Raw genomic sequence first — 22554 nt, 5'->3', positions numbered from 1 at the left:
GCTACTCCTGTCCGAGCGGTCGGAGCTCGTATTTGGGATTGAACAGCACCCGCCGGCCGTGGCTCAGAGAGATCCGGCCGGAGGCGATCAGCTTGCGGCCCGGTTCTATGCCCACGATGGAGCGCCGGCCCAGCCACACCACGTCCAGCGGCGCGGTGCCGTCGAACAGCTCCGCCTCCAGGGCGGGCACACCGGCTCGCGGACGCAACGTGACCGTCCGCAACGTACCAGTCACCCGGACTATCTGGCGGTCGTTGCAGTCGGAGATCAGCGTGCATCCCGACGCCTGCGTGTCTTCCCGCAGTTCCTCCGACTCCAGATCCTCCTGGGAGCTGGACAGCCGGTCGAACATCCGGCGGAAGCGGCCGGTCGGCTTCTCAGCACTCATGTCTAGAGCGTACCGGGGTACGGGCGCGCCCAGGTCATCGTTCGAAGCGGTAGCCCATGCCCGGTTCGGTGACGAAGTGCCGGGGATGCGAGGGATCCGCCTCCAGCTTGCGGCGGAGCTGTGCCATGTAGACCCGCAGGTAGTTGGTCTCCGTGCCGTACGAGGGCCCCCAGACCTCCTGGAGGAGCTGTTTCTGGCTGACGAGCCGGCCCGTATTGCGTACGAGCACCTCCAGCAGATGCCACTCGGTGGGGGTGAGGCGCACGTCCCTGCCCTCACGCTGGACCTTCTTGGCGGCCAGATCGACGGTGAACCCCTCGGTCTCCACGACCGCCGTTCCGTCGTCACCGTCCCCGCCGACGGGCTCGGCCCTGCGCACCGCGGCGCGCAGCCGGGCCAGCAGCTCGTCCATGCCGAAGGGCTTGGTGACATAGTCGTCGGCGCCGGCGTCCAGCGCCTCGACCTTCTCGTCGGAGGTGTGGCGGGCGGAGAGCACCAGGATGGGGACGCGGGTCCAGCCGCGCAGGCCCTTGATGACCTCGACGCCGTCCATGTCCGGCAGTCCGAGGTCGAGCACGACGACATCGGGATGGCGGGCGGCCGCGAGTTCCAGCGCGCCGGCGCCGTCGGCGGCCGCCTCCACCTCGTACTTGCGCGCTCTCAGGTTGATCACGAGGGCACGTACGATCTGCGGCTCGTCGTCGACCACGAGCACCCGGGTCATAGAGGTCTGCCTTTCTGCTGTCCCGGTCACGAGGTGACCCGGGCCGGGAGTTCCGGGCGCACCGGGACGAATCCGGGCGCCGCTCCGAGGGTGAGGACCATGGTCAGGCCGCCGCCCGGGGTGTCCTCGGCGGCGAGGGTGCCGCCCATCGCCTCCACGAAGCCGCGGGCGACGGCGAGTCCGAGTCCGACACCGGCGCCGCGCGGGGCGTCGCCGTACCGCTGGAAAGGCTCGAAGATGCGGTCCTTGGCGTCGTCGGGGACACCGGGGCCGCGGTCCACGACCCGTACCTCGACCCGGTCGCCGAGCGCGCTGGCGGCGACGTGGACGCGCCGGCCGGCGGGGCTGTACTTGACGGCGTTCTCGACGATATTGGCGACCGCGCGCTCCAGCAGGCCCGGATCGACGGCCACCATGGGCAGCGATTCGGGGATGTCCAGGTCCACGCTGTCCTCCGGTACGCCGCCGAGTGCCACCGGGACCACCTCATCGAGATCGATCTCGCGGATCAGCGGGGTGACGGTGCCGGTCTGCAGCCGCGACATGTCGAGGAGGTTGCCCACGAGGTGGTCCAGGCGGTCGGCGCCGTGCTCGATGCCTTCGAGGAGTTCGGCCTGGTCCTCCTCCGACCATTCGACGTCGTCGGAGCGGAGCGAGGTCACCGCGGCCTTGATCCCGGCCAGCGGTGTCCGCAGGTCATGGCTGACGGCGGCGAGGAGAGCCGTACGGATCCGGTTGCCCTCGGCCAGTTCCCGGGCCTGCTCGGCCTCGCCGACCAAACGCTGCCGGTCGAGTACGACGGCGGCCTGGGCGGCGAACGCGGCGAGCACCCGGCGGTCCTCGGCGGGCAGCACCCGGCCGGAGAGCGCCAGCGCCATATGGTCACCGACCGGCATGTCCACATCGGCGTCCTCGGGACGTTCCACCCGGTCGGCCGGTCCGACACGGCCGGCGCAGGTCCAGGGGTCGACATCGCTCGTGCGTTCGAGCAGGGCCACGGACTCCATGGAGAAGGTCTCCCGGACCCGCTCCAGCAGCGCGTCCAGCGTGGTCTCACCGCGCAGCACGCTGCCCGCCAGGAAGGAGAGGATCTCGGATTCGGCCCGCAGCCGGGCGGCCTGATGGGTACGGCGGGCCGCCAGGTCCACCACGGACGCCACCGACACGGCCACCGCGAAGAAGATCACGATGGCGACCAGGTTCCTGGGATCCTGCACGGTCAGTGTGTGCCTGGGCGGGGTGAAGTAGAAGTTCAGCAGCAGCGAGCCGACCGCCGCGGAGGCGAGCGCGGGCCGCAGTCCGCCGAGCAGCGCCGCCAGCACGGTCAGGAAGAGGAACAGCAGCACGTCATTGGCGAGCCCGAGGGTGTCGCTCAGCGCGGTCAGCAGCAGAGACAGCAGCACGGGCGCGACGACTCCGGCCAGCCAGCCCGAGATGATCCGGGTGCGGCCCAGACGGGCCCCGCGCGCCACCGGCAGCCCCCGGCCCTTGGCGGCCTCCTCGTGGGTGACGATGTGCGCGTCCAGATCCGGCCCGGACTCCCGTGCGACGGTGGCGCCGACACCGGGACCGAAGATGTACTGCCAGCTCTTGCGGCGGCTGGAGCCGAGCACGATCTGGGTGGCGTTCACCCCGCGCGCGAATTCCAGCAGCGCCGAGGGGATGTCGTCGCCGATGACATGGTGGAAGGTGCCGCCGAGGTCCTCGACCAGGGTGCGCTGGACCGCGAGTTCCTTGGGCGAGGCCGCGGTGAGACCGTCGCTGCGTGCTATGTAGACGGCGAGGATCTCACTGCCGGAGCCCTTGGCGGCCATCCGGGCGGCGCGGCGGATGAGCGTACGTCCTTCGGGGCCGCCGGTGAGACCGACCACGATGCGTTCGCGGGCCTGCCAGGTGCTGCGGATGTTGTGCTCGCCGCGATACTGCTGGAGGTATTCGTCCACCCGGTCCGCGACCCACAGCAGCGCCAGCTCCCGCAGCGCCGTCAGATTGCCCGGACGGAAGTAGTGGGACAGCGCCGCGTCGACCTTGTCGGGCTTGTAGACGTTCCCGTGCGCCATCCGCCGCCGCAGCGCCTGTGGCGACATGTCGACCAGCTCGATCTGGTCCGCCCGCCGGACCATCTCGTCCGGCACCGTCTCGCGTTGCCGCACCCCCGTTATCGACTCGACGACGTCACCCAGCGACTCCAGATGCTGGATGTTGACCGTCGAGACGACATCGATCCCCGCCCGCAGCAGTTCCTCGACGTCCTGGTACCGCTTCGCGTTGCGGGAGCCGGGGACATTGGTGTGCGCCAGCTCGTCGACCAGCGCCACGGCGGGGTGACGCGCCAGCACCGCGTCCACGTCCATCTCCGTGAAGACCGTGCCCCGGTACTCCAGCTCCCGCCGGCCCACCTCCTCCAGACCGTGCAGCATCACCTCCGTACGCGGCCGGTCGTGGTGCTCCACAAAGGCCACCACGCAGTCCGTGCCGCGCTCCACCCGCCGGTGTGCTTCCGAGAGCATCGCGTATGTCTTGCCGACCCCCGGTGCCGCACCCAGATAGATCCGAAGCTTGCCGCGTCCCATGGCCCCATTGTCTTCCAGAAGAGCCCGCGCGTCCGAGGCGCCGGCTCTCCAGAAGTTACGCCCAGCGACAGGGACATTCCGGACATAAGCCAGAGTCAAGGGTGGGTCTTGACGCGATTCTGATGGGCGGACGGGCCTCTGATCAGCGGCTGTCCCGACAGCGCCCGGAAAAGCCCAGCGGCCCGCGGTGGTCTGTGTGACAGACCACCGCGGGCCGCGGGACGGGCGGGCCGGGTCAGCCGGCCAGCTCCCTGAGTGCGATGTTGAGGGCGAGGACATTCACCCGGGGCTCTCCCACAAAGCCGAGCACCCGACCTTCGGTGTGCTCCCCGACCAGCTTCTCCACCCGCGCCACGGAGAGGTGGTTCCGCTCGGCCACCCGGTGCACCTGGAGCCGCGCGTACTCCGGCGAGATGTCCGGGTCCAGACCCGAGCCCGAGGAGGTCACCGCGTCCGCGGGCACCGCCGCGGGATCGACCCGGTAACCAGCCGTGGAGTTGTCCCTGACGACGGCGGCCTTGGCGTCCTTGACCCACTGGATCAGCTCTTTGTTGTCGCCCGAGCGGTTGGTCGCTCCGGAGAGGATCAGCTTGTACTGGGTGTTGACGCTGTTACTGCCGAGGCCGTTGGACGGACGCGGCTGGAACCATCTGAGGTCCGGCGCCGGGGTCTCCTGGCCCGCCTTGAGCGGGAGATCGTAGCGCTGGCCGATGAGTGAGGAGCCGACGACCCTGCCGGCCTCCTTGACCTCGGATCCGTTCGCCCGGTGACTGAAGAGTCCCTGGGCGATGCCGGTGACGGCCAGCGGGTAGATCACCCCGCAGACGAGGGTCAGGACGAGGAGGGCGCGCAGCCCGGCCCCGAGTATCCGTGCGGTGCTTCCCGCCGAGTTGTTCATAGGAGACATGCCGTTCACCCGATGCCGGGGATGAGGGAGATGACCAGGTCGATGATCTTGATGCCGATGAACGGGGCGACCAGTCCGCCCAGCCCGTAGATCCCGAGGTTTCTGCGGAGCATCCGGTCCGCGCTCGTCGGCCGGTACCGCACGCCCCTGAGGGCCAGCGGCACCAGCGCGACAATGATCAGCGCGTTGAAGACGACCGCGGAGAGGATCGCGGACTCGGGCGAGGACAGGTCCATGATGTTGAGCTTGTCCAGGCCGGGATAGACCACCGCGAACATCGCGGGGATGATCGCGAAGTACTTCGCGACATCGTTGGCGATGGAGAACGTCGTCAGCGCACCACGAGTGATCAGCAACTGCTTGCCGATCTCCACGATCTCGATGAGCTTCGTCGGATTCGAGTCCAGATCCACCATGTTCCCGGCCTCCTTGGCGGCCGAGGTACCGGTGTTCATGGCCACACCGACATCCGCCTGCGCCAGCGCCGGGGCGTCATTCGTCCCGTCGCCGGTCATGGCGACGAGCTTGCCGCCCGCCTGCTCCCGCTTGATGAGGGCCATCTTGTCCTCGGGGGTGGCCTCGGCGAGGAAGTCGTCCACCCCCGCCTCCTCCGCGATCGCCCGGGCGGTCAGCGGGTTGTCACCCGTGATCATGACCGTCCTGATGCCCATCCGGCGCAACTCGTCGAACCGCTCCCGCATCCCCTCCTTGACGACATCCTTGAGGTGGATGACACCGAGGACACGGGCGCCGTTCTCGTCCTCCGCGGCGACCAGCAGTGGCGTTCCGCCGGCCATGGAGATCCTGTCCGTGAGTGTCCGCGCCTCGTCCGGGACCGCTCCCCCGCGCTCCTGGACCCAGCCGAGGACCGAGCCGGACGCTCCCTTGCGCACCTTGCGGCGCTCGATGTCCACACCGGACATCCGGGTCTGGGCGGTGAAGGGCACCCACTCGGCGCCGGTCAGCTCGCCCTGGTGACGCTCGCGCAGTCCGTACTTCTCCTTGGCGAGGACGACGACGGAACGGCCCTCGGGGGTCTCGTCGGCCAGCGAGGAGAGCTGGGCGGCATCGGCCAGTTCGGCCTCCGTCACGCCTCTGACCGGGACGAACCCGGCTGCCTGGCGGTTGCCCAGGGTGATGGTGCCGGTCTTGTCGAGCAGCAGCGTCGACACGTCTCCGGCGGCCTCGACCGCGCGTCCCGACATGGCCAGCACATTGCGCTGGACGAGCCGGTCCATGCCCGCGATACCGATCGCGGACAGCAGGGCCCCGATGGTGGTCGGGATCAGACAGACCAGCAGCGCGATCAGGACGATCATGGACTGCCGCTGACCCGCGTAAACGGCGAACGGCTGGAGTGTGACGACCGCGAGCAGGAAGACGATGGTCAGAGACGCGAGCAGGATGTTCAGCGCGATCTCATTGGGTGTCTTCTGCCGGGCCGCGCCCTCGACCAGCTTGATCATCCGGTCGATGAAGGTCTCGCCGGGCTCTGTGGTGATCTTGACGACGACACGGTCGGAGAGGACCTTCGTACCGCCGGTGACGGCCGAACGGTCGCCGCCCGACTCCCGGATCACCGGCGCCGACTCGCCCGTGATCGCCGACTCGTCGACGGAGGCGACCCCTTCGATCACATCACCGTCGCCGGGGATGATGTCGCCCGCCTCGCAGACGACCAGGTCCCCGACGCGCAGCTCCGTGCCCGGCACCCGTTCCTCGCCGGTGCCGTGCAGCCGGCGCGCCACCGTGTCGGTCTTGGCCTTGCGCAGCGTGTCCGCCTGCGCCTTGCCGCGGCCTTCGGCGACCGCCTCCGCGAGATTGGCGAAAATGGTGGTCAGCCACAGCCAGGCCGCCACGGCCCAGCCGAACCAGTCGCCCGGGTCCTTCACCGCGAAGACCGTGCTCAGGACGGATCCGATGAGGACCACGAACATCACGGGCGACTTGACCATGATCCGCGGGTCGAGCTTCCTGATCGCCTCGGGAAAGGACGTGAGGAGCTGTCCGGGGTCGAAGAGACCCCCGCCGACGCGTCCGCCCCCGGTGCTGTGACCGGTGTGCACGTCCTGATGCGGCGCACGGGTCGGTGTGACTGTGGACATGGATTTCTCCTGGTCCCCTTGCTTCGGGCGAGTGGTCATGACGCCAGCCCCTCCGCCAGCGGTCCCAGCGCCAGCGCCGGGAAGTAGGTCAGACCGGTCACGATCAAGATCGTGCCGACGAGCAGCCCGGTGAAGAGCGGCTTCTGGGTACGGAGGGTGCCCGCCGTCTCCGGGACGGGTCTCTGTTCGGCGAGCGAGCCCGCCAGTGCGAGGACGAACACCATGGGCAGGAAGCGGCCGAGCAGCATGGCCAGGCCGATGGTGGTGTTGAACCACTGGGTGTCGGCGTTGAGCCCGGCGAAGGCCGAGCCGTTGTTGTTGGCGCCCGAGGTGTACGCGTAGAGGATCTCGGAGAAGCCGTGGGCACCGGAGTTGGTCATGGAGTTGCCCGGTGTGGGCAGTGCCATGGCCGCGGCGGTGAAGCAGAGCACCAGCGCCGGGGTGATCAGGATGTAGACCGCGGCGAACTTGATCTCGCGGGTGCCGATCTTCTTGCCCAGGTACTCGGGCGTACGGCCGACCATCAGGCCGGCGATGAACACCGCGATGATCGCCATGATCAGCATGCCGTAGAGCCCCGAGCCGACACCGCCGGGCGCGATCTCGCCGAGCTGCATGCCCAGCATCGTGATGCCGCCGCCGAAGCCGCTGAACGAGGAGTGGAAGGAGTTGACCGCGCCGGTCGAGGTGAGCGTGGTGGCCACGGCGAAGATCGACGAACCGCCGACGCCGAAGCGGGTCTCCTTGCCCTCCATGGCGCCGCCGGCGATGTCGAAGGCCGGACCGTGGTGCGCGAACTCGGTCCACATCATCAGCGCGGTGAAACCGATCCAGATCGCCGCCATCGTGGCGAGGATCGCGTAACCCTGCCTGACGCTGCCGACCATCGTGCCGAAGGTGCGGGTCAGCGCGAAGGGGATGACCAGGATCAGGAAGATCTCGAAGAGGTTCGAGATTCCGTTGGGGTTCTCGAAGGGGTGGGCGGAGTTGGCGTTGAAGTAACCGCCACCGTTGGTGCCCAGTTCCTTGATGGCCTCCTGCGAGGCGACGGCGCCGCCGTTCCACTGCTGGGAGCCGCCCATGAACTGGCCGACCTCGTGGATTCCGGCGAAGTTCTGGATGGCGCCGCAGGCGACCAGGACGATGGCGCCGATCACCGAGAGCGGCAGCAGGATGCGGACGGTGCCGCGCACCAGGTCCGACCAGAAGTTGCCCAGCTCACCGGTGCGGGACCGGGCGAAGCCCCGTACAAGGGCGACCGCGACGGCCATGCCGACCGCGGCGGAGACGAAGTTCTGGACGGCGAGTCCGCCGGTCTGGACGACATGGCCCATGGCCTGTTCGCCGTAGTACGACTGCCAGTTGGTGTTGGCGACGAAGGACACGGCGGTGTTGAACGCCTGGTCCGGGTCGATCGAGGAGAAACCGAGCGACCCGGGCAGGCCGCCCTGGACCCGTTGCAGCAGGTACAGGAAGAGGACGCCCACCGCGGAGAAGGCGAGGACGCCGCGCAGATAGGCGGGCCAGCGCATCTCGGTGGTGGGATCGGCGCCGATGGCCCGGTAGATCCACTTCTCGGCCCTGAGGTGCCCGGGCGAGCTGTAGACACGGGCCATGTAGTCGCCGAGCGGGCGGTACGCCAGACCGAGCGCCGCGATCAGCGCGAGCATCTGGAGCACACCGGCGAGGACGGGGCTCATACTCAGAACCTCTCCGGGAACACAAGGGCGAGGACGAGATAGCCCAGCAGGGCGACGGCCACGACGAGGCCGACGATGTTCTCGGCAGTCACAGCTTCGCCACCCCCTTGGCGATGAGGGCCACCAGCGCGAAGACCGCGATCGTGGTGACGACGAAGGCCAGGTCGGCCATCGTGAGCTCCTAGATGAGTCCGGGAATTCTGACTCACTGAGGAAACCCTCTGATTCAGGGGGCGGGCCGGTTGTTGACGGGTCCCATACGGCCGGGGTGGCCGGCTTGACGCACTCCATATGGCGACGGTCGTGACCAGCGAAAACGCCGGTGGGCCGCACCCCATGAACGTCCATGAAGGGGTGCGGCCCACCGGCCACGGGTGTTTCGGGCCGGGCTGCTCAGCGCACCTCGGTGATCTCGGGACCGCGCTGGAGCTGCCCCATGCCACCGGAGAAGCGTGAGCCCTCCTGGTCGTCCTGCTGTACGCCCTCGGGCACCATCTGCGCGTCGTTCGGCAGCTTGAGGACGATCGGGTCGCGAGGCGCCATCGGTCCGTCACCGCGTACGACGACGGTGTCCCGGAAGATCTGCTCCAGCAGACCGGCGGCCTCGGGCTGCACCGCGCCCTGCCCGGAGATCACACCGCGCAGGAACCAGCGCGGCCCGTCGACGCCGATGAAGCGCACGAGCTGCACGCCTCCGGTGCCGTCCGGAAGCTGTACGGGGACCTGGGCCCGGAGCTCCCAGCCCAGCGGACCCTCGACCTCGTCGATGATGCCGCCCTGCTGGGTGATCCCGGAGGCGATCTCCTCGCGGACCTCGCCCCAGATGCCTTCCTTCTTGGGCGCCGCGAACGCCTGGAGCTGGACGGCGCTGTCGCGCACCACGACCGTGGCGGCGACGATCGCGTCACCGGCGACCTCGACGCGCAGCTCCATACCGTCCACCCCGGGGACATAGATGCCGCCCAGGTCGACCCGGCCCTCGTCGGGCCTGGAGACCTCGGAGATGTCCCAGGGACCGTCGGGCCTGGGCGCCGGCGGGAGATTGGCCCGGCGGGTCGCGGCCACCACCTCGTTGTCATCGGCGTTCACGCCGTCGACGACCTGCTCGGTCTCGCCCGCTGCGTCCGCCGCGTCCTCTGCGGAACCACTCTTCTTGCGACGTCCGAACACGTCACTGTCCTTCCCGGTCGGATACGGCCGAAGCGTATCGATTCCCACCCTGTACGCCGCCCACGGCGGCATGGCCGCCGGTGGACCCGAAGCCCCCCTCGGCCCGCGCGGATCCGGGAAGCTCCGCCACCTCGTGGAAGCGCACCTTCTCGACCTGCTGGACGACCAGCTGGGCAATCCGGTCGAACCGCTCGAACCGCACGCTCTCGCGGGGGTCCAGATTGACCACGATCACTTTGATCTCCCCACGGTACCCGGCATCCACCGTCCCGGGGGCATTCACCAGAGCGACACCGCAGCGGGCGGCCAGCCCGGAGCGCGGGTGCACAAAGGCCGCGTACCCGTCGGGCAGCGCGATGGACACCCCCGTCGGCAGCACGGCCCGCTCCCCCGGGGCGAGTTCGGCGGCCTCCGTGGTGACCAGATCCGCTCCGGCGTCGCCCGGATGCCCGTACGACGGAAGCGGCACCTCCGGGTCCACGCGGCGGATCAGCACATCGACAGGAGAGCGGCTCATGGGTTCACCTCGAACGCGCGAACGCGTGTGACCTGGTCGGGATCGGCCATGGCCGCCCGGATCTCCTCCTGGCGGCCGTTGTCCGTGAAATGTTCGACCTTGACCTCGATGAAGAGGGCTTCGGCGCGCACGGCGACGGGGCCCCCGGGGCCGCCGAGCCGGCCGGTGGCCGTGCAGTAGATCTTCCGTCCGTGGACGGCGGTGACCTCGGCCTCCAGATACAGCAGCGTGCCCACCGGCACGGGCAGGACGAACTCGGTCCCCAGCCGGCCGGTCACCGCGATCACACGCAGCAGCCAGTTCAGCGAGCCGAGCGTCTCGTCGAGCGCCGTCGCCAGGACGCCGCCGTGGGCGAGTCCCGGAGCACCCTGGTGGGCCGGTTTCACGGTGAACTCGGCGGTGATGCTCACGCCTTCACCGGCGCGCGCCTCCAGTGCCAGCCCGTGCGGCTGCGCGCCGCCGCAGCCAAAACAGTGCTCGTAGTGGGAGCCCAGCAGCTCGCCGGGGGGCGGTGCGTCGGGATGCCGTACCGGCGGTGCGGCACCGGACGGCGGTGTCAGGGTCCCCGGCCCGGCGGAGGATCCGGGGGGCGTCCCCGGGGATGGCACATTGCTCACAGGCGCAGACCTTACCCGCGCGGTCGTCCGCCGACCTCACCATGTCAAGCTTGGCTCCATGGAGCCCTCCCCCGCGCGCTACGACGAACGCCTCACCGCACCCCGTTCCTGGTGGGGGATCGCCGCCCTCATCGCACTCGCGGGCGGTCTGATCCTGCTGCCCCTGGGGCCTGTGCCGCTGCTCGGCGGGCTGATCGGCGCGGGCGCGCTGGCGGCGGCCGGGGTGAGCTCCTACGGATCCGCGCGGATCCGGGTGGTGGCGGACTCGCTGGTCGCCGGTGACGCCCGGATCCCGGTCTCGGCCCTTGGCGAGGCCCATCTGCTGGACAGCGAGGAGGCACGGGCCTGGCGGCTGCACAAGGCCGATCCGCGTGCGTTCATGCTGCTGCGCAGCTATGTGCCGACGGCGTTGCGCGTGGAGGTCACGGACCCGGAGGACCCGACTCCGTACCTCTATCTGTCGACCCGGCACCCGGCCGCGCTCGCGGCGGCGCTGGAGGCGGTACGTGCGGCCTGAGACCGGCCGCGACAGCCACGGGCCGACTCGGTGCGGGGCTTCGTACACGCCGTGAAAAAAGGCCGGCAGGCCGCGAGACGCTAGTCCCCGAGTCCCTTGGGCAGCTCGGGCGGCAGCTCCTCGGGCCGCTCCAGCGGCGGGAGTGCCGGCAGCGCGTCCCAGGGGATCTGTCTGCTCCGCAGGTCCCTGCGAACGCGTTCGGCGACCTTCTGGGTGTCGCGCCGGTTCATCATCGCGCCGACGGCCGCGCCGATCATGAACGGAACCAGATTCGGCAGACTGCGGACCGTGCGCTTCATGATCTGCTGGCGCAGCTCGCGCTTCATCCCGACGCTCAGCGCGGCGTTGACGGTCCCGGGCTTGCTGAGATCGACCCCGCGCTCCTCCGTCCAGGACATCAGATAGACGGTGCTGCGCTCCTTGAGACCGCCGGGCGGCCGCTGTCCGTAGACCTCGTACAGCTCGGCGATGAGCTTCATCTCGATCGCGGCGACGGCCGTGATCTCGGCCGCCAGCTCGGTCGGCATCGCGGGCGGTACGGGCATCATCGCGATCGCGCCAATGCCCGCGCCGACCGTGGAGCTGCTGTTCGCGGCGCCCGCGACCAGCTTGTCGGCCAGTTCCTCCGGGCCGAGACCCGGAAACTGCTTGCGCAGAGTCGCGAGATCCCGGACCGGGACCCGAGGCGCGTTGTCGATGATCCGGTCCGCGAGGTGGACCAGCGCCGCCTTGGCGCTTTCGCCGCCCTTGCGGACACCCCGCTTCACGGCGTCCAGGCGGCGGCCCCCGGTCGCGGGGCCGTCGTGGTCTCCCCGTGCCGCTTCGAGCGAGGCCGCAAGGCCCCGCTCGTCGTCACGCGCGTCGGGATGGGGCAGGAGGGCGGAGTGCTCGGCAGGCGGCTGAGTGCCATCTGCCGGGCCTGTGCCGCCCTGATACGCCTCCGGCGAAGCCTTGCGCCGGAAGCGCCGTTTCCTAGACGGTGTGTCGCCTGCCACGGCCGACCTGACCTCAGTCGCAGTCGCGGCAGATGGGCTGGCCGTTCTTCTCCCTGGCCAACTGGCTGCGGTGGTGCACCAGGAAGCAGCTCATGCAGGTGAACTCGTCGGCCTGCCGGGGCAGCACCCGGACGGACAGCTCCTCGTTGGAGAGGTCCGCGCCGGGCAGCTCAAGGCCTTCCGCCTGCTCGAACTCGTCGACGTCCACCGCGGACGTCGACTTGTCGTTCCGCCGGGCCTTCAGCTCTTCAAGGCTGTCCTGATCGACGTCGTCATCGGTCTTGCGTGGGGTGTCGTAATCCGTTGCCATGTCGCTCTCCCCCTCTGGGTGTCTGTGGTGTCTTCAGCGCACGTAACGCGTGAGAGGCCGGACTTGTGCCCGACCTGAGGCGGAGATTTTGCCTCACATCAAGGTCTGTTACTCAATCGACACCCAACCGCACTCCTGACGAGTGATCGGCTTCGGGTGGCGAAGGGGACCGTACACGGTCCTGAGGTCGCACTCCACGGGCGCCACCCCGTGTACTTCCCGTGATCCGGGCCCCCGGAAACCCGGACTTTACCGGCTTTCCGAGGACGGCCCGATGACGGAGAGTGGAGAGGCGGGAATTCGACCCTGTGATCGATCACACACGGTCCCGCCTGGATTGGGGCCTGAGAATTCCGCGCAAAGCGAACAAAGCAATCTCGTCGCCGAACGCTGCGCGCAGCATCTCAGATCGGAAGAGTGACACGCATCACGAGACCACCGCCCTCTCGCGGCTCCGCGAAGATACGGCCGCCGTGAGCGCGGGCCACGGAACGGGCAATCGACAGGCCAAGGCCCACTCCCTTGTCACTGCCGGTGCGCTCCGTCCGCAGCCGCCGGAACGGCTCGAAAAGATTGTCGATCTCGTATGCGGGAACGATCGGACCGGTGTTCGACACCGTCAGGACGGCCTGGCCCCCCTGGGTCTCGGTGGTGACCTCCACCCAGCCTTCGTGCTGAATGTTGTACCGGACGGCGTTCTGCACCAGATTCAGGGCGATCCGCTCCAGCAGGACACCGTTTCCCTGCACGACGACGGGCGCCCGCTCGCCGCGGACCTCCACCCCCTTCGCCTCCGCCTCCGCGAGGGCCTGGTCCACCGCGCGGGTGGCGACCTCGGCGAGATCGACCGGTTTTCGCTCCACGATCTGGTTGTCGCTGCGCGCGAGCAGCAGCAGGCCCTCCACGAGCTGTTCACTGCGCTCATTGGTGGCCAGCAGGGTCTTGCCGAGCTGCTGGAGCTCCATCGGCGCCCCCGGATCGGAGAGATGGACCTCCAGCAGGGTGCGGTTGATGGCGAGCGGGGTGCGGAGCTCGTGCGAGGCGTTGGCGACAAAGCGCTGCTGCGCCGTGAAGGCCCTCTCCAGCCGCTCCAGCATCTCGTCGAAGGTGTCGGCCAGCTCCTTGAGCTCGTCGTCCGGGCCGTCCAGCTCGATCCGGCGCGACAGGTCGGAGCCGACCACGCGCCGGGCGGTGCGGGTGATCCGGCCCAGCGGCGACAGGACCCGGCCGGCCATCGCGTAACCGAAGGCGAACGCGATGATGCTGAGGCCCACCAGGGCGAACAGCGAGCGGGTCAGCAGATCGTCGAGCGCCTGCTTCCGCTGGTGGTTGACGCAACTGTTCATCGCCGCGTTGAACTGCTCCGGCGGCGCCTTGGCCGGGAAGTTGCAGACATCGCTGCTCACATTGCCCGTCACGATCTTGAAAGGCAGTTCGCTGCCCACATGCAGGGCCTGCGCGGCCAGCAGATAGATGATCGAGAGCAGCAGGATGCCGGCGATCAGGAACATCCCGCCGTACAGCAGCGTCAGACGTATCCGGATCGTCGGGCGCACCCAGGGGAGGGCCTGATCGGGCCGCCGCGGGTCCCAGGTCGGCTTCGGAGGCGCGGCGGGAGGCGCCGGCGGGGTCGTTGCCACGGGCATCAGATCCGGTAACCGGAGCCGGGCACCGTGACGATCACGGGTGGCTCCCCCAGCTTGCGGCGCAGCGTCATGACGGTCACCCGGACGACATTGGTGAAGGGGTCGGTGTTCTCGTCCCACGCCTTCTCCAGCAACTGCTCCGCCGAGACGACCGCGCCCTCGCTGCGCATCAGGACCTCCAGCACGGCGAACTCCTTGGGCGCGAGCTGGATGTCCTTGCCGTCGCGGACGACCTCGCGGCGGTTGGGGTCGAGCTTGATCCCCGAGCGCTCCAGGACCGGCGGCAGCGGCACACTCGTACGGCGGCCCAGCGCCCGCACCCGGGCGGTCAGCTCGCTGAACGCGAAGGGCTTGGGGAGATAGTCGTCGGCGCCCAGCTCAAGGCCCTCGACCCGGTCGCTGACATCGCCGGAGGCCGTGAGCATCAGGACCCTGGTGGGCATCCCGAGTTCCACGATCTTGCGGCACACGTCGTCGCCGTGGACCAGCGGAAGATCGCGGTCCAGCACCACCACGTCGTAGTCATTGACTCCGACACGCTCCAGAGCGGCGGCGCCGTCGTACACGACGTCGACGGCCATGGCCTCCCGGCGCAGTCCGGTGGCCACCGCATCGGCGAGCAGTTGCTCGTCCTCGACGACGAGTACTCGCACGTCGCTGTTCCTTCCTCTGAGCCCCGTCAGCCGTGATCAGGGCAGGTCGTAGCACTGGTTGTGCTGCTACATCCTGCCCGTTACGCCCATAAACCGGCGGTAAGACGATGCGGACGACCTGGCACGACGGGAATGGAATGGATTCTTTGTCGGGTTGAGGTTTCTCGATGACGGAGCCTGGGGAAGACGACTGCACACCCTAGATCACGCCCTGTTTGTGGCATGCCACACCCTTATCTGTCATCCAGAGACAGTGGGTGCGTGATCCATCCGCCGTCGGCACATCCCGTGCCACTGACCAAGACGTCGGCACACCCCCGTGCCACTGACCCACGACGAGGGGGCGCAATGGACGCGTTCACCGCCGGGCTGCTGCAGCGTATAAAGGCCACGGAAACTGATCTCACCCGAGCCCGCGAAATGGGCGACGACTTCCTCGCGGACGTCGAACAGGAAGAGCTGGACGATCTTCGCCGGCTCGCCGCCGAACACGGTGTGGAGGTAGGCGCCGCCAGCTTCTGACCCACGCACCACGGATGTACGTTCCTGGACAGCCCTACCACTTACAGAGCCGTACAGAGCCGTCAAGACAAGAGCCGTACAGAACCAACGAGAAGGGCCCCGGTGCCGAGGGGACGGCGCCGGGGCCCTTCTCCGTGCCCGCCGAGCGGCGGGCACGGTGGGCCGGCTCAGTCGTGCCAGGCGCCGTACTCCTCCAGCAGCGCCAGCAGCGGCTCGAAGACCCCGGGCGTCGCGGCCACCGTGAGGTCCCAGCCGGGCGGGGTGCCGGGACGGCCGCTGGTGAGCGCGCCGGCCTCGCGCGCGATGAGATCGCCGGCGGCGAGGTCCCAGGGGTGCAGTCCGCGCTCGTAGTAGCCGTCAAGACGGCCGGCCGCCACATCGCACAGGTCGACGGCCGCCGACCCGCCGCGCCGGATGTCGCGCAGCAGCGGGACGAGCCGGGCGGCGATCTCCGCCTGGTGGGTGCGGACGGCGGTGACGTAGTTGAAACCGGTCGACACCAGGGCGCGCTCCAGCGGCGGGGCGGGGCGGCAGCGGACCGGCCGGTCGTTGACGAAGGCGCCGCCGCCCAGCACGGCCCGGAAGGTCTCCCGGCGCATCGGGATCTCGACGACCCCGACGAGTCTCTCGCCGTCCCGCTCGGCGGCGATGGAGACGGACCAGGTCGGCAGCCCGTAGAGATAGTTCACCGTGCCGTCCAGCGGGTCGATGACCCAGCGGATGCCACTGCCGCCGGGCGAGCTGGCGCCCTCCTCGCCGAGGAAGCCGTCGTCGGGGCGGTGCTCCGCCAGATAGGCCGTGATCAGCTTCTCGGCGGCGATGTCCATCTCGGTGACGACGTCGACGGGGCTGGACTTCGTGGCGGCGACGGCGAGATCGTCGGGACGGCCGTCGCGCAGCAGCGCGCCGGCCCGGCGCGCCGCCTCCAGGGCGAGTGCGAGCAGTTCGTCGGTGAGGGCGGCCTCGGGCCGGGCGTCGGTCACTGCTTGGCTCCTTCAGGCGTACGGGCTGTCGGCGCCCGCCGCGGCGGGCCTGGGGGCACGGGCCGGGCAGCACCCGGCCGGGCAGAGATCATGGCTCGGGCCGAGCGCCCCCAGGGCGCAGCGTTCCACCGCACGCCCCCGCTCGGTCGCGGCCCGCTCCAGGACGAGATCGCGTACGGCGGCGGCGAAGCGCGGGTCCGCTCCCACCGTCGCCGAACGGCGGACGGGCAGGCCGAGGTCCGCGGCCTTGGCGGTGGCCTCCGTGTCGAGGTCGTACAGGACTTCCATATGGTCCGAGACAAAGCCGATGGGGACCATCACGACGGCCGGGACGCCCTCGCCGTGCAGCGTCTCCAGGTGGTCGCAGATGTCAGGTTCCAGCCACGGGATGTGCGGAGCGCCGCTGCGGGACTGGTAGACGAGCCGCCAGGGGTAGGCCACGCCGGTCTCCTCGCGCACCGCCTCGGCGATCACCCGGGCGACGTCGAGATGCTCCGCGACATAGGCACCGCCCTCACCGTGCGCCTCGACGGGCCCCGAGGTGTCGGCCGCCGTCTCGGGGATGGAGTGGGTGGTGAAGGCGAGGTGCGCCCCGGCGCGGACGTCCTCGGGCAGGTCCGCGAGCGAGGCGAGCACGCTCTCTGTCATGGGCCGGACAAAGCCCGGATGGTTGAAGTAGTGGCGCAGTTTGTCCACCCGCGGCAGTTCGAGTCCCTCCGCAGTCAGGGTGGCGAGCGCGTCGGCGAGGTTCTCGCGGTACTGGCGACAGCCCGAGTACGAGGCGTACGCGCTGGTGGCGAGGACGGCGATCCGGCGCCGGCCGTCGTTGGTCATCTCGCGCAGGGTGTCGGTCAGATAGGGGGCCCAGTTGCGGTTGCCCCAGTAGACCGGCAGGTTCACCCCGTGCTCGGCGAAGTCCTTGCGCAGCGCGTCCAGCAGGGCGCGGTTCTGTTCGTTGATCGGGCTGACTCCCCCGAAGAGGAAGTAGTGCTTGCCCACTTCCTTGAGCCGCTCCTTGGGGATACCGCGCCCCCGGGTCACGTTCTCCAGGAACGGGACCACGTCGTCCGGGCCCTCGGGGCCGCCGAAGGAGAGCAGGAGCAGGGCGTCGTAGGGGGAAGTCGCAGGCTGTTCGGACATGTTTCGATCCTGCCATCCGCCCCGGTCCGCCGGGAAACCGCGGCGCGGAGGGCGTGGGTACGCCCGTAAGCTGTAGCGGCCTGATTCATCACTTACCGGAGCGTCCGTTGCCCAGTTCCTACCGTGCGATATTCGCCCCTTCCGGCACCTGGGAATTCAGTGCGGCCGGTCTGATCGGCAGGCTGCCGCTGGCCATGACCAGCATCGGTGTCGTGACGATGATTTCGCAGCTCACCGGGCGTTATGGACTGGCGGGAGCGGTCTCCGCGACGATGGCGATGTCGGCAGCGGCGCTGGGCCCGCAGATCTCCCGGCTCGTCGACCGGCACGGCCAGCGACGGGTCCTGCGTCCGACGACGCTGATCACCGTGGTGAGCATCGCCGGGCTGCTGCTCTGCGCCCAGCAGGGCGCCCCCGACTGGACACTGTTCGTCTTCGCCGTGGGCACGGGCTGTATGCCGAGTGTGGGCGCGATGGTGCGGGCCCGCTGGGCGGCGATCCACCGCGGCCGGCCGCGTGAACTGCACACCGCGTACTCGTGGGAGTCGATCGTCGACGAGGTGTGCTTCATCTTCGGCCCGATCATCTCCATCGGCCTCTCGACGGTGTGGTTCCCGGAGGCCGGCCCGCTGCTCGCGGCGGCTTTCCTGGTCGTCGGCGTCCTCTGGCTGACCGCGCAGCGTGCGACCGAGCCCGTGCCGGGGCCGTCCGAGCACCACACCGCGGGTTCGGCGCTGCGCTCCCCCGGCCTGCGGGTGCTGGTGGCGACCTTTGTGGCGACCGGAACGATCTTCGGCGCGGTGGACGTGGTGACGGTCGCCTTCGCCGAGGAGCAGGGCCACAAGACGGCAGCGAGCCTGGTGCTCGCGGTCTACGCGCTGGGATCCTGCACCGCGGGCGTGGTGTTCGGGCTGCTGCATCTCAAGGGGCCCGCCCCGCGGAGGTGGCTGGTGGGTGTCTGCGCGATGGCCGTGAGTATGATCCCCCTCCAACTGGCCGGGAATTTGCCGTTTCTGGCCGTGGCGCTCTTTGTCGCGGGCCTCTCCGTCGCACCGACGATGGTGACCACGATGGCCCTTGTCGAGGCGCACGTACCGCGCACCAAGCTGACCGAGGGCATGACCTGGACCAGTACCGGGCTCGCGGTCGGCGTGGCGCTGGGCTCATCGGCCGCCGGCTGGGTGGTCGACGCCGCCGGTGCCGAGGCGGGGTACGGGGTGCCCGTCGTGGCGGGCGCGGCCGCGGCCGTGGTGGCGTTCCTGGGGTATCGCCGGCTGCGCGTGCCGGTGCCGATTCTGGGAGGGCGCGGGGCGGATGACCAGGACCCACACACGCACGACGACCAGGAGCGGGTGGCGTAACTGGGCGGGGAACGTCACCGCCCGGCCGGCCCGGGTGGTGTTCCCGGCCTCCACCGGAGAACTCACCGAGGTGTTACGCGAGGCGGCGCGGGACGGCCTCCGGGTCAAGGCGGCCGGCACGGGCCACTCCTTCACCGCCACCGCCGCCACCGACGGGGTGCTGATACGCCCCGATCTGCTGACCGGCATCCGGGAGATCGACCGGGCCGCGGGCACGGTCACGGTGGAGGCGGGCACTCCGCTCAGGCGCCTGAACGCGGCGCTGGCCGGAGAGGGCCTGTCGCTCACCAACATGGGCGACATCATGGAGCAGACCGTCGCCGGCGCGACCTCCACCGGGACCCATGGCACCGGCCGTGACTCGGCCTCCATAGCCGCTCAGATCCGGGCCCTGGAGATCGTCACGGCGGACGGCACACTGCTGCGCTGCTCCGCCGAGGAGAACCCGGACGTCTTCGCCGCCGCCCGGATCGGACTGGGCGCCCTGGGTGTGGTCTCCGCCATCACCTTCGCCGTCGAACCGGTCTTCCTGCTGACGGCCCGCGAAGAGCCGATGGCCTTCGACCGGGTCACGGCGGAATTCGATCAGCACGTCGCCGAGAACGAGCACTTCGAGTTCTACTGGTTTCCGCACACCGGCAACTGCAACACCAAGCGCAACAACCGCAGTTCGGGCCTCTTGGCCCCGCCCGGCAGGGTCGGCGGCTGGGTGGACGACGAATTCCTCTCCAACGGCGCGTTCCAGGTGGCCTGTTCACTCGGCCGGGCCGTTCCCGCGGTCATCCCGGCCATCGCCAGGATCTCCAGCCGCGCGCTGTCCGCCCGTACGTACACGGACATCCCGTACAAGGTCTTCACGTCCCCGCGCCGGGTGCGTTTTGTGGAGATGGAGTACGCACTGCCCCGGGAGGCCGCGGTCGGCGCGCTGCGCGAGGTCAAGGCGATGATCGAGCGCTCACCCCTGAAGGTGAGTTTCCCGGTGGAGATACGGACCGCGCCCTCGGACGACATCCCGCTCTCGACGGCCTCGGGACGTGAGAGCGCGTACATCGCGGTCCATCTCTACCGGGGCACGCCGTACCGCTCGTACTTCACCGCGGTGGAACGGATCATGACCGCGCACGCCGGACGGCCGCACTGGGGCAAGATCCACACCCGGGACGCGGAGTACCTCTCCGGGGTGTATCCGCGCTTCGCCGAGTTCACGGCCCTGCGCGACCGGCTGGACCCGGACCGGCTGTTCGGCAACGACTATCTGCGACGAGTCCTGGGAGCCTGAACCCCGGTGACCGTCTCAGCGATCCGTCTCCGTCTGCCGGTCCGCCGCCCCGGGACCGGTGTGCTGTCCCGTCGCGCCGCCGTCGGTGCCACCGGCCCCCGCGGTGTCTCCGGACGTACCGGAGGGGGTCGGCGTCGGACCGGGCGGCTGCGAGGCGGGGTCGCCGCCCGAACGCGAGGGAGTGGGCGTCGGAGACCGCGGTGTGACGCCCGTGCCGTCCTGTTCCGGCCCGGTGCTCGGGCCGTCGCCGGACGGTCCGCCAGGAGTGACCGCGTCACCCGGGGCCCGGTCGCCCGGGGTCGGGTCCGGGTCCGGGGAGTCGGCGGGAGGCTTCGCGGGCACGGACCGGTCGCCGCCGCGTACGACGGAACCGACGGTCGTTCCCTTGCCCCCGCTCAGGTCCTGACCGGAGATCAGCTCGTATCCGGTGATCCCGATCATCGCCACCAGGAAGACGGCGACGGCGCCGAGAGCGGGCCGCTTCCAGCCCCGTATCCGGCTGCCGTGCGTCGTGGCCGCGCCGAACCGCCCGGTGTGGCCCTCCGGCCGGGGCAGCGCCCAGGCCACCTCACCCGGGTCGCGCGGATCGTCCTGACCGTCTCGCCCCCGACCGCGCCGGCCGCCCGGCCTCGCCTGGACGGTGACCACGCGTATCTGCTCGCCGGTACGCCGGAAGAGCTGCTGGAAGACCGAACCGCCGGCGGTGGCGACCACGCTGACCACACCCGCGCCGATGACCGTGCCGTAGACGCCGAGCTGCGAGGCGAGCACCGCCGCGGCGATCGCCGCGAGCGCGCTGCCCGCGACCTGCGGCACGGTCAGGTCGAGCCGCCGTTCCCGCTGCCGGACCTCGCCGTCCCGCCGTTCCGTGCCGCCGCCCAGCTTCTGATCCATCTCCGCCCTCTGCTCGCCCAGCCGTTCTACCCCGCACCAGTGAGGGACAACTGAGCGAAGCGAATAGTTCCGTTTTTGTAGGTTCTGTGAAACATGACACCCCTCGCGGGTGCCCCGGCGCCTCAACTCCCGCGCCTACGGAGAACTTGGGCGGCGCGCCGGTCCACCCCCATGGCCCGAATGGAGTACTGTGGCGAGCCCTGGGGCCGGACTCTCTCTTGGGTGTCCGGGACCTGCGGGAAGGGGGCCGAAGGTGGCACTCGATCCGGCGGCGCCGCGGCTCCGCACGGGCGCCTGCTGCACGGAGTGACCGGGTATGTCACTCTGCGTCGCAAAGAGGTAACCGTGCCATAACGGCGGTCCAGGGCCCAGGCCCGACACGCCGGGCAGCACGGCAAGGTTGTGGCAGGCTGCACCCGGGCAGGCCACACTCGACTAGCGGAAGCAGCGACGCACGTGACGTCGGCAGGCACCACCCGGGAGGTTCCCATGCCCGAACTGCGTGTCGTGGCCGTCTCAAACGACGGCACACGACTGGTGCTCAAGGCTGCCGACAGCACGGAATACACGCTTCCGATTGATGAGCGCCTGCGGGCCGCCGTGCGCAATGACCGCGCCCGCCTCGGCCAGATCGAGATCGAGGTGGAGAGCCACCTCAGACCGCGTGACATCCAGGCGCGTATACGGGCCGGTGCCTCCGCCGAGGAGGTCGCCCAGTTCGCCGGCATCCCCGTCGACCGGGTCCGCCGGTTCGAGGGACCGGTGCTCGCCGAGCGCGCCTTCATGGCCGAGCGCGCCAGGAAGACCGCCGTGCGGCGCCCCGGCGAGAACACGGGACCCCAGCTCGGTGAGGCGGTGCAGGAGCGGCTGACGCTGCGCGGCGCCGAGAAGGACACCGTGCAGTGGGACTCGTGGCGCCGTGACGACGGCACCTGGGAGGTCCTGCTCGTCTACCGGGTCGCGGGCGAACCGCACTCGGCGAGCTGGACGTACGACCCGCCGCGGCGGCTCGTCCAGGCCGTCGACGACGAGGCGCGCGCGCTCATCGGCGACACCGACGACACGGTCACGCAGGAGCCGAGCTTCCCGTTCGTCCCACGGATCGCGCGGCTGCCGCGCGACCGGCCGCTGGACCGGTCCCTGGACCGCGCGCTGGAGCGGCCCGCGCTGCCCGAGTCCGACGAGAACAGCGAGCGCGACTCCCTGACCAGCCTGCTGGAGGCGGTCCCCAGCTTCCGCGGCGACATGGTGGTGCCCGAGCGGCCCGCGCCGCCGGAGCCGCCGGACCTGGATCCGGGACACGATCCGGAGACGGAGGAGCCGGTGGCGCCCGCCGCGTCGGCCGGGGCGGGATCGGCGTACGCGGATGTGCTGATGCCCCGTTCGGTGACCGGACACCGGGACCGGCTCACGGGTACGACGGACCGCCAGGCCGAGGCGGACGGTGTCCGACCGGGCCGGCGGGCGGCGGTGCCGAGCTGGGACGAGATTGTGTTCGGTACACGCCGCAAGAAGCAGGAGTAGCCCGTTCGGCCCACCGTCGCGGGGGGAAG

Annotated in this window: 22 protein-coding genes; 5 read left to right on the top strand and 17 right to left on the bottom strand. The window is 70.0% G+C overall.

Annotated features, from left to right (window positions below):
* Position 1 precedes the first annotated feature (1 nt).
* From ABZ707_RS25765 to ABZ707_RS25720, 10 genes are all read right to left on the bottom strand, one after another.
* The gene (locus tag ABZ707_RS25765) at positions 2-388 is read right to left on the bottom strand and encodes an OB-fold nucleic acid binding domain-containing protein (RefSeq protein WP_360179321.1); all 387 of its coding nucleotides are present in this window, start codon (positions 386-388) and stop codon (positions 2-4) included.
* A 34-nt stretch (positions 389-422) separates the two neighbouring features.
* A complete protein-coding gene (locus ABZ707_RS25760; protein ID WP_360179319.1) occupies positions 423-1112 on the bottom strand; it encodes a response regulator in 690 nt (229 codons plus the stop codon).
* Positions 1113-1138: 26 nt separating this feature from the next.
* Complete coding sequence (locus ABZ707_RS25755) at positions 1139-3685, bottom strand: sensor histidine kinase KdpD (protein WP_360179317.1); 2547 nt, start codon at positions 3683-3685, stop codon at positions 1139-1141.
* A 235-nt stretch (positions 3686-3920) separates the two neighbouring features.
* Positions 3921-4583 (bottom strand): potassium-transporting ATPase subunit C, encoded by a 663-nt coding sequence (locus ABZ707_RS25750; protein ID WP_360179347.1) that lies wholly within the window; start codon positions 4581-4583, stop codon positions 3921-3923.
* 14 nt (positions 4584-4597) lie between these two features.
* Positions 4598-6736 carry a potassium-transporting ATPase subunit KdpB gene (gene kdpB, locus ABZ707_RS25745; protein ID WP_360179315.1) on the bottom strand — a complete coding sequence of 713 codons (2139 nt, stop codon included), beginning with the start codon at positions 6734-6736 and terminating at the stop codon, positions 4598-4600.
* Complete coding sequence (gene kdpA / locus ABZ707_RS25740; protein WP_360179313.1) at positions 6733-8397, bottom strand: potassium-transporting ATPase subunit KdpA; 1665 nt, start codon at positions 8395-8397, stop codon at positions 6733-6735. Before kdpA ends, kdpB begins: the two co-directional genes overlap by 4 nt.
* Positions 8398-8399: 2 nt before the next feature.
* Complete coding sequence (gene kdpF / locus ABZ707_RS25735) at positions 8400-8489, bottom strand: K(+)-transporting ATPase subunit F (RefSeq protein WP_033264828.1); 90 nt, start codon at positions 8487-8489, stop codon at positions 8400-8402.
* Positions 8490-8790: 301 nt separating this feature from the next.
* Positions 8791-9567, bottom strand: coding sequence for a DUF3710 domain-containing protein (locus tag ABZ707_RS25730; RefSeq protein ID WP_360179310.1), 777 nt, complete (start codon positions 9565-9567; stop codon positions 8791-8793).
* A gap of 1 nt (position 9568) precedes the next feature.
* Positions 9569-10084 carry a dUTP diphosphatase gene (gene dut, locus ABZ707_RS25725; protein WP_360179308.1) on the bottom strand — a complete coding sequence of 172 codons (516 nt, stop codon included), beginning with the start codon at positions 10082-10084 and terminating at the stop codon, positions 9569-9571.
* Positions 10081-10701, bottom strand: a complete 621-nt coding sequence (locus ABZ707_RS25720; protein ID WP_360179306.1) for a PaaI family thioesterase — start codon at positions 10699-10701, stop codon at positions 10081-10083. The genes dut and ABZ707_RS25720 overlap by 4 nt, the downstream gene beginning before the upstream one ends.
* 58 nt (positions 10702-10759) lie before the next feature.
* Here ABZ707_RS25720 and ABZ707_RS25715 point away from each other — a divergent pair, with 58 nt between their 5' ends.
* On the top strand, positions 10760-11218 hold the full coding sequence (locus tag ABZ707_RS25715; protein ID WP_360179304.1) for a DUF3093 domain-containing protein: 459 nt from the start codon (positions 10760-10762) through the stop codon (positions 11216-11218).
* Positions 11219-11298: 80 nt separating this feature from the next.
* Here the strand turns inward: ABZ707_RS25715 and ABZ707_RS25710 are convergent, their stop codons facing one another.
* From ABZ707_RS25710 to ABZ707_RS25695, 4 genes are all read right to left on the bottom strand, one after another.
* Entirely contained in the window at positions 11299-12213 is a 915-nt protein-coding gene (locus ABZ707_RS25710; protein ID WP_360179302.1) for a hypothetical protein, read from the bottom strand.
* Positions 12214-12226: 13 nt separating this feature from the next.
* Positions 12227-12523 carry a DUF4193 domain-containing protein gene (locus ABZ707_RS25705; protein ID WP_030350183.1) on the bottom strand — a complete coding sequence of 99 codons (297 nt, stop codon included), beginning with the start codon at positions 12521-12523 and terminating at the stop codon, positions 12227-12229.
* Positions 12524-12927: 404 nt separating this feature from the next.
* Entirely contained in the window at positions 12928-14163 is a 1236-nt protein-coding gene (locus ABZ707_RS25700) for a HAMP domain-containing sensor histidine kinase (protein WP_360179300.1), read from the bottom strand.
* 5 nt (positions 14164-14168) lie between these two features.
* Complete coding sequence (locus tag ABZ707_RS25695) at positions 14169-14822, bottom strand: response regulator transcription factor (RefSeq protein WP_319680710.1); 654 nt, start codon at positions 14820-14822, stop codon at positions 14169-14171.
* A 348-nt stretch (positions 14823-15170) separates the two neighbouring features.
* On the opposite strand from ABZ707_RS25695, the gene ABZ707_RS25690 reads away from it, so the two are divergent.
* Positions 15171-15344, top strand: coding sequence for a hypothetical protein (locus ABZ707_RS25690; protein ID WP_360179298.1), 174 nt, complete (start codon positions 15171-15173; stop codon positions 15342-15344).
* A gap of 167 nt (positions 15345-15511) precedes the next feature.
* On the opposite strand, the gene ABZ707_RS25685 is transcribed toward ABZ707_RS25690, so the two are convergent.
* Together ABZ707_RS25685 and ABZ707_RS25680 are read right to left on the bottom strand one after the other, a co-directional pair.
* Positions 15512-16327 (bottom strand): inositol monophosphatase family protein, encoded by an 816-nt coding sequence (locus ABZ707_RS25685; RefSeq protein ID WP_360179296.1) that lies wholly within the window; start codon positions 16325-16327, stop codon positions 15512-15514.
* Between the two features lie 12 nt (positions 16328-16339).
* Entirely contained in the window at positions 16340-17467 is a 1128-nt protein-coding gene (locus ABZ707_RS25680) for a ferrochelatase (protein ID WP_360179294.1), read from the bottom strand.
* Between the two features lie 107 nt (positions 17468-17574).
* Between ABZ707_RS25680 and ABZ707_RS25675 the strand changes: the two genes are divergently transcribed.
* Both ABZ707_RS25675 and ABZ707_RS25670 read left to right on the top strand, forming a co-directional pair.
* A complete protein-coding gene (locus tag ABZ707_RS25675) occupies positions 17575-18828 on the top strand; it encodes an MFS transporter (RefSeq protein WP_360179292.1) in 1254 nt (417 codons plus the stop codon).
* Entirely contained in the window at positions 18782-20107 is a 1326-nt protein-coding gene (locus tag ABZ707_RS25670) for a D-arabinono-1,4-lactone oxidase (protein ID WP_360179290.1), read from the top strand. Before ABZ707_RS25675 ends, ABZ707_RS25670 begins: the two co-directional genes overlap by 47 nt.
* A gap of 15 nt (positions 20108-20122) precedes the next feature.
* Here ABZ707_RS25670 and ABZ707_RS25665 read toward each other — a convergent pair whose 3' ends face one another.
* The gene (locus ABZ707_RS25665; RefSeq protein WP_360179288.1) at positions 20123-21001 is read right to left on the bottom strand and encodes a hypothetical protein; all 879 of its coding nucleotides are present in this window, start codon (positions 20999-21001) and stop codon (positions 20123-20125) included.
* A gap of 489 nt (positions 21002-21490) precedes the next feature.
* Here ABZ707_RS25665 and sepH point away from each other — a divergent pair, with 489 nt between their 5' ends.
* Positions 21491-22525: a septation protein SepH gene (gene sepH, locus ABZ707_RS25660; protein ID WP_360179286.1), complete on the top strand. Its 1035-nt coding sequence runs from the start codon at positions 21491-21493 to the stop codon at positions 22523-22525.
* Positions 22526-22554: the final 29 nt, after the last annotated feature.

Origin of the sequence: Streptomyces sp. NPDC006923 (assembly GCF_040635655.1) — a bacterium.
Classification (GTDB): domain Bacteria; phylum Actinomycetota; class Actinomycetes; order Streptomycetales; family Streptomycetaceae; genus Streptomyces.
Note: the sequence above shows the minus strand (reverse complement) of the source record. Positions and strands in the feature narration are given on the sequence as shown.

Excerpts from the sequence above, each read along its gene's own strand:
- kdpA (WP_360179313.1), bottom strand. The coding sequence starts at position 8,397 with ATGAGCCCCGTCCTCGCCGGTGTGCTCCAGATGCTCGCGCTGATCGCG.
- ABZ707_RS25690 (WP_360179298.1), top strand. The coding sequence starts at position 15,171 with ATGGACGCGTTCACCGCCGGGCTGCTGCAGCGTATAAAGGCCACGGAA.
- ABZ707_RS25680 (WP_360179294.1), bottom strand. The coding sequence starts at position 17,467 with ATGTCCGAACAGCCTGCGACTTCCCCCTACGACGCCCTGCTCCTGCTC.
- dut (WP_360179308.1), bottom strand. The coding sequence starts at position 10,084 with ATGAGCCGCTCTCCTGTCGATGTGCTGATCCGCCGCGTGGACCCGGAG.
- ABZ707_RS25705 (WP_030350183.1), bottom strand. The coding sequence starts at position 12,523 with ATGGCAACGGATTACGACACCCCACGCAAGACCGATGACGACGTCGAT.
- ABZ707_RS25765 (WP_360179321.1), bottom strand. The coding sequence starts at position 388 with ATGAGTGCTGAGAAGCCGACCGGCCGCTTCCGCCGGATGTTCGACCGG.
- ABZ707_RS25760 (WP_360179319.1), bottom strand. The coding sequence starts at position 1,112 with ATGACCCGGGTGCTCGTGGTCGACGACGAGCCGCAGATCGTACGTGCC.
- ABZ707_RS25670 (WP_360179290.1), top strand. The coding sequence starts at position 18,782 with ATGACCAGGACCCACACACGCACGACGACCAGGAGCGGGTGGCGTAAC.
- kdpB (WP_360179315.1), bottom strand. The coding sequence starts at position 6,736 with ATGACCACTCGCCCGAAGCAAGGGGACCAGGAGAAATCCATGTCCACA.
- ABZ707_RS25715 (WP_360179304.1), top strand. The coding sequence starts at position 10,760 with ATGGAGCCCTCCCCCGCGCGCTACGACGAACGCCTCACCGCACCCCGT.
- ABZ707_RS25750 (WP_360179347.1), bottom strand. The coding sequence starts at position 4,583 with ATGAACAACTCGGCGGGAAGCACCGCACGGATACTCGGGGCCGGGCTG.
- sepH (WP_360179286.1), top strand. The coding sequence starts at position 21,491 with ATGCCCGAACTGCGTGTCGTGGCCGTCTCAAACGACGGCACACGACTG.
- ABZ707_RS25755 (WP_360179317.1), bottom strand. The coding sequence starts at position 3,685 with ATGGGACGCGGCAAGCTTCGGATCTATCTGGGTGCGGCACCGGGGGTC.
- ABZ707_RS25665 (WP_360179288.1), bottom strand. The coding sequence starts at position 21,001 with ATGGATCAGAAGCTGGGCGGCGGCACGGAACGGCGGGACGGCGAGGTC.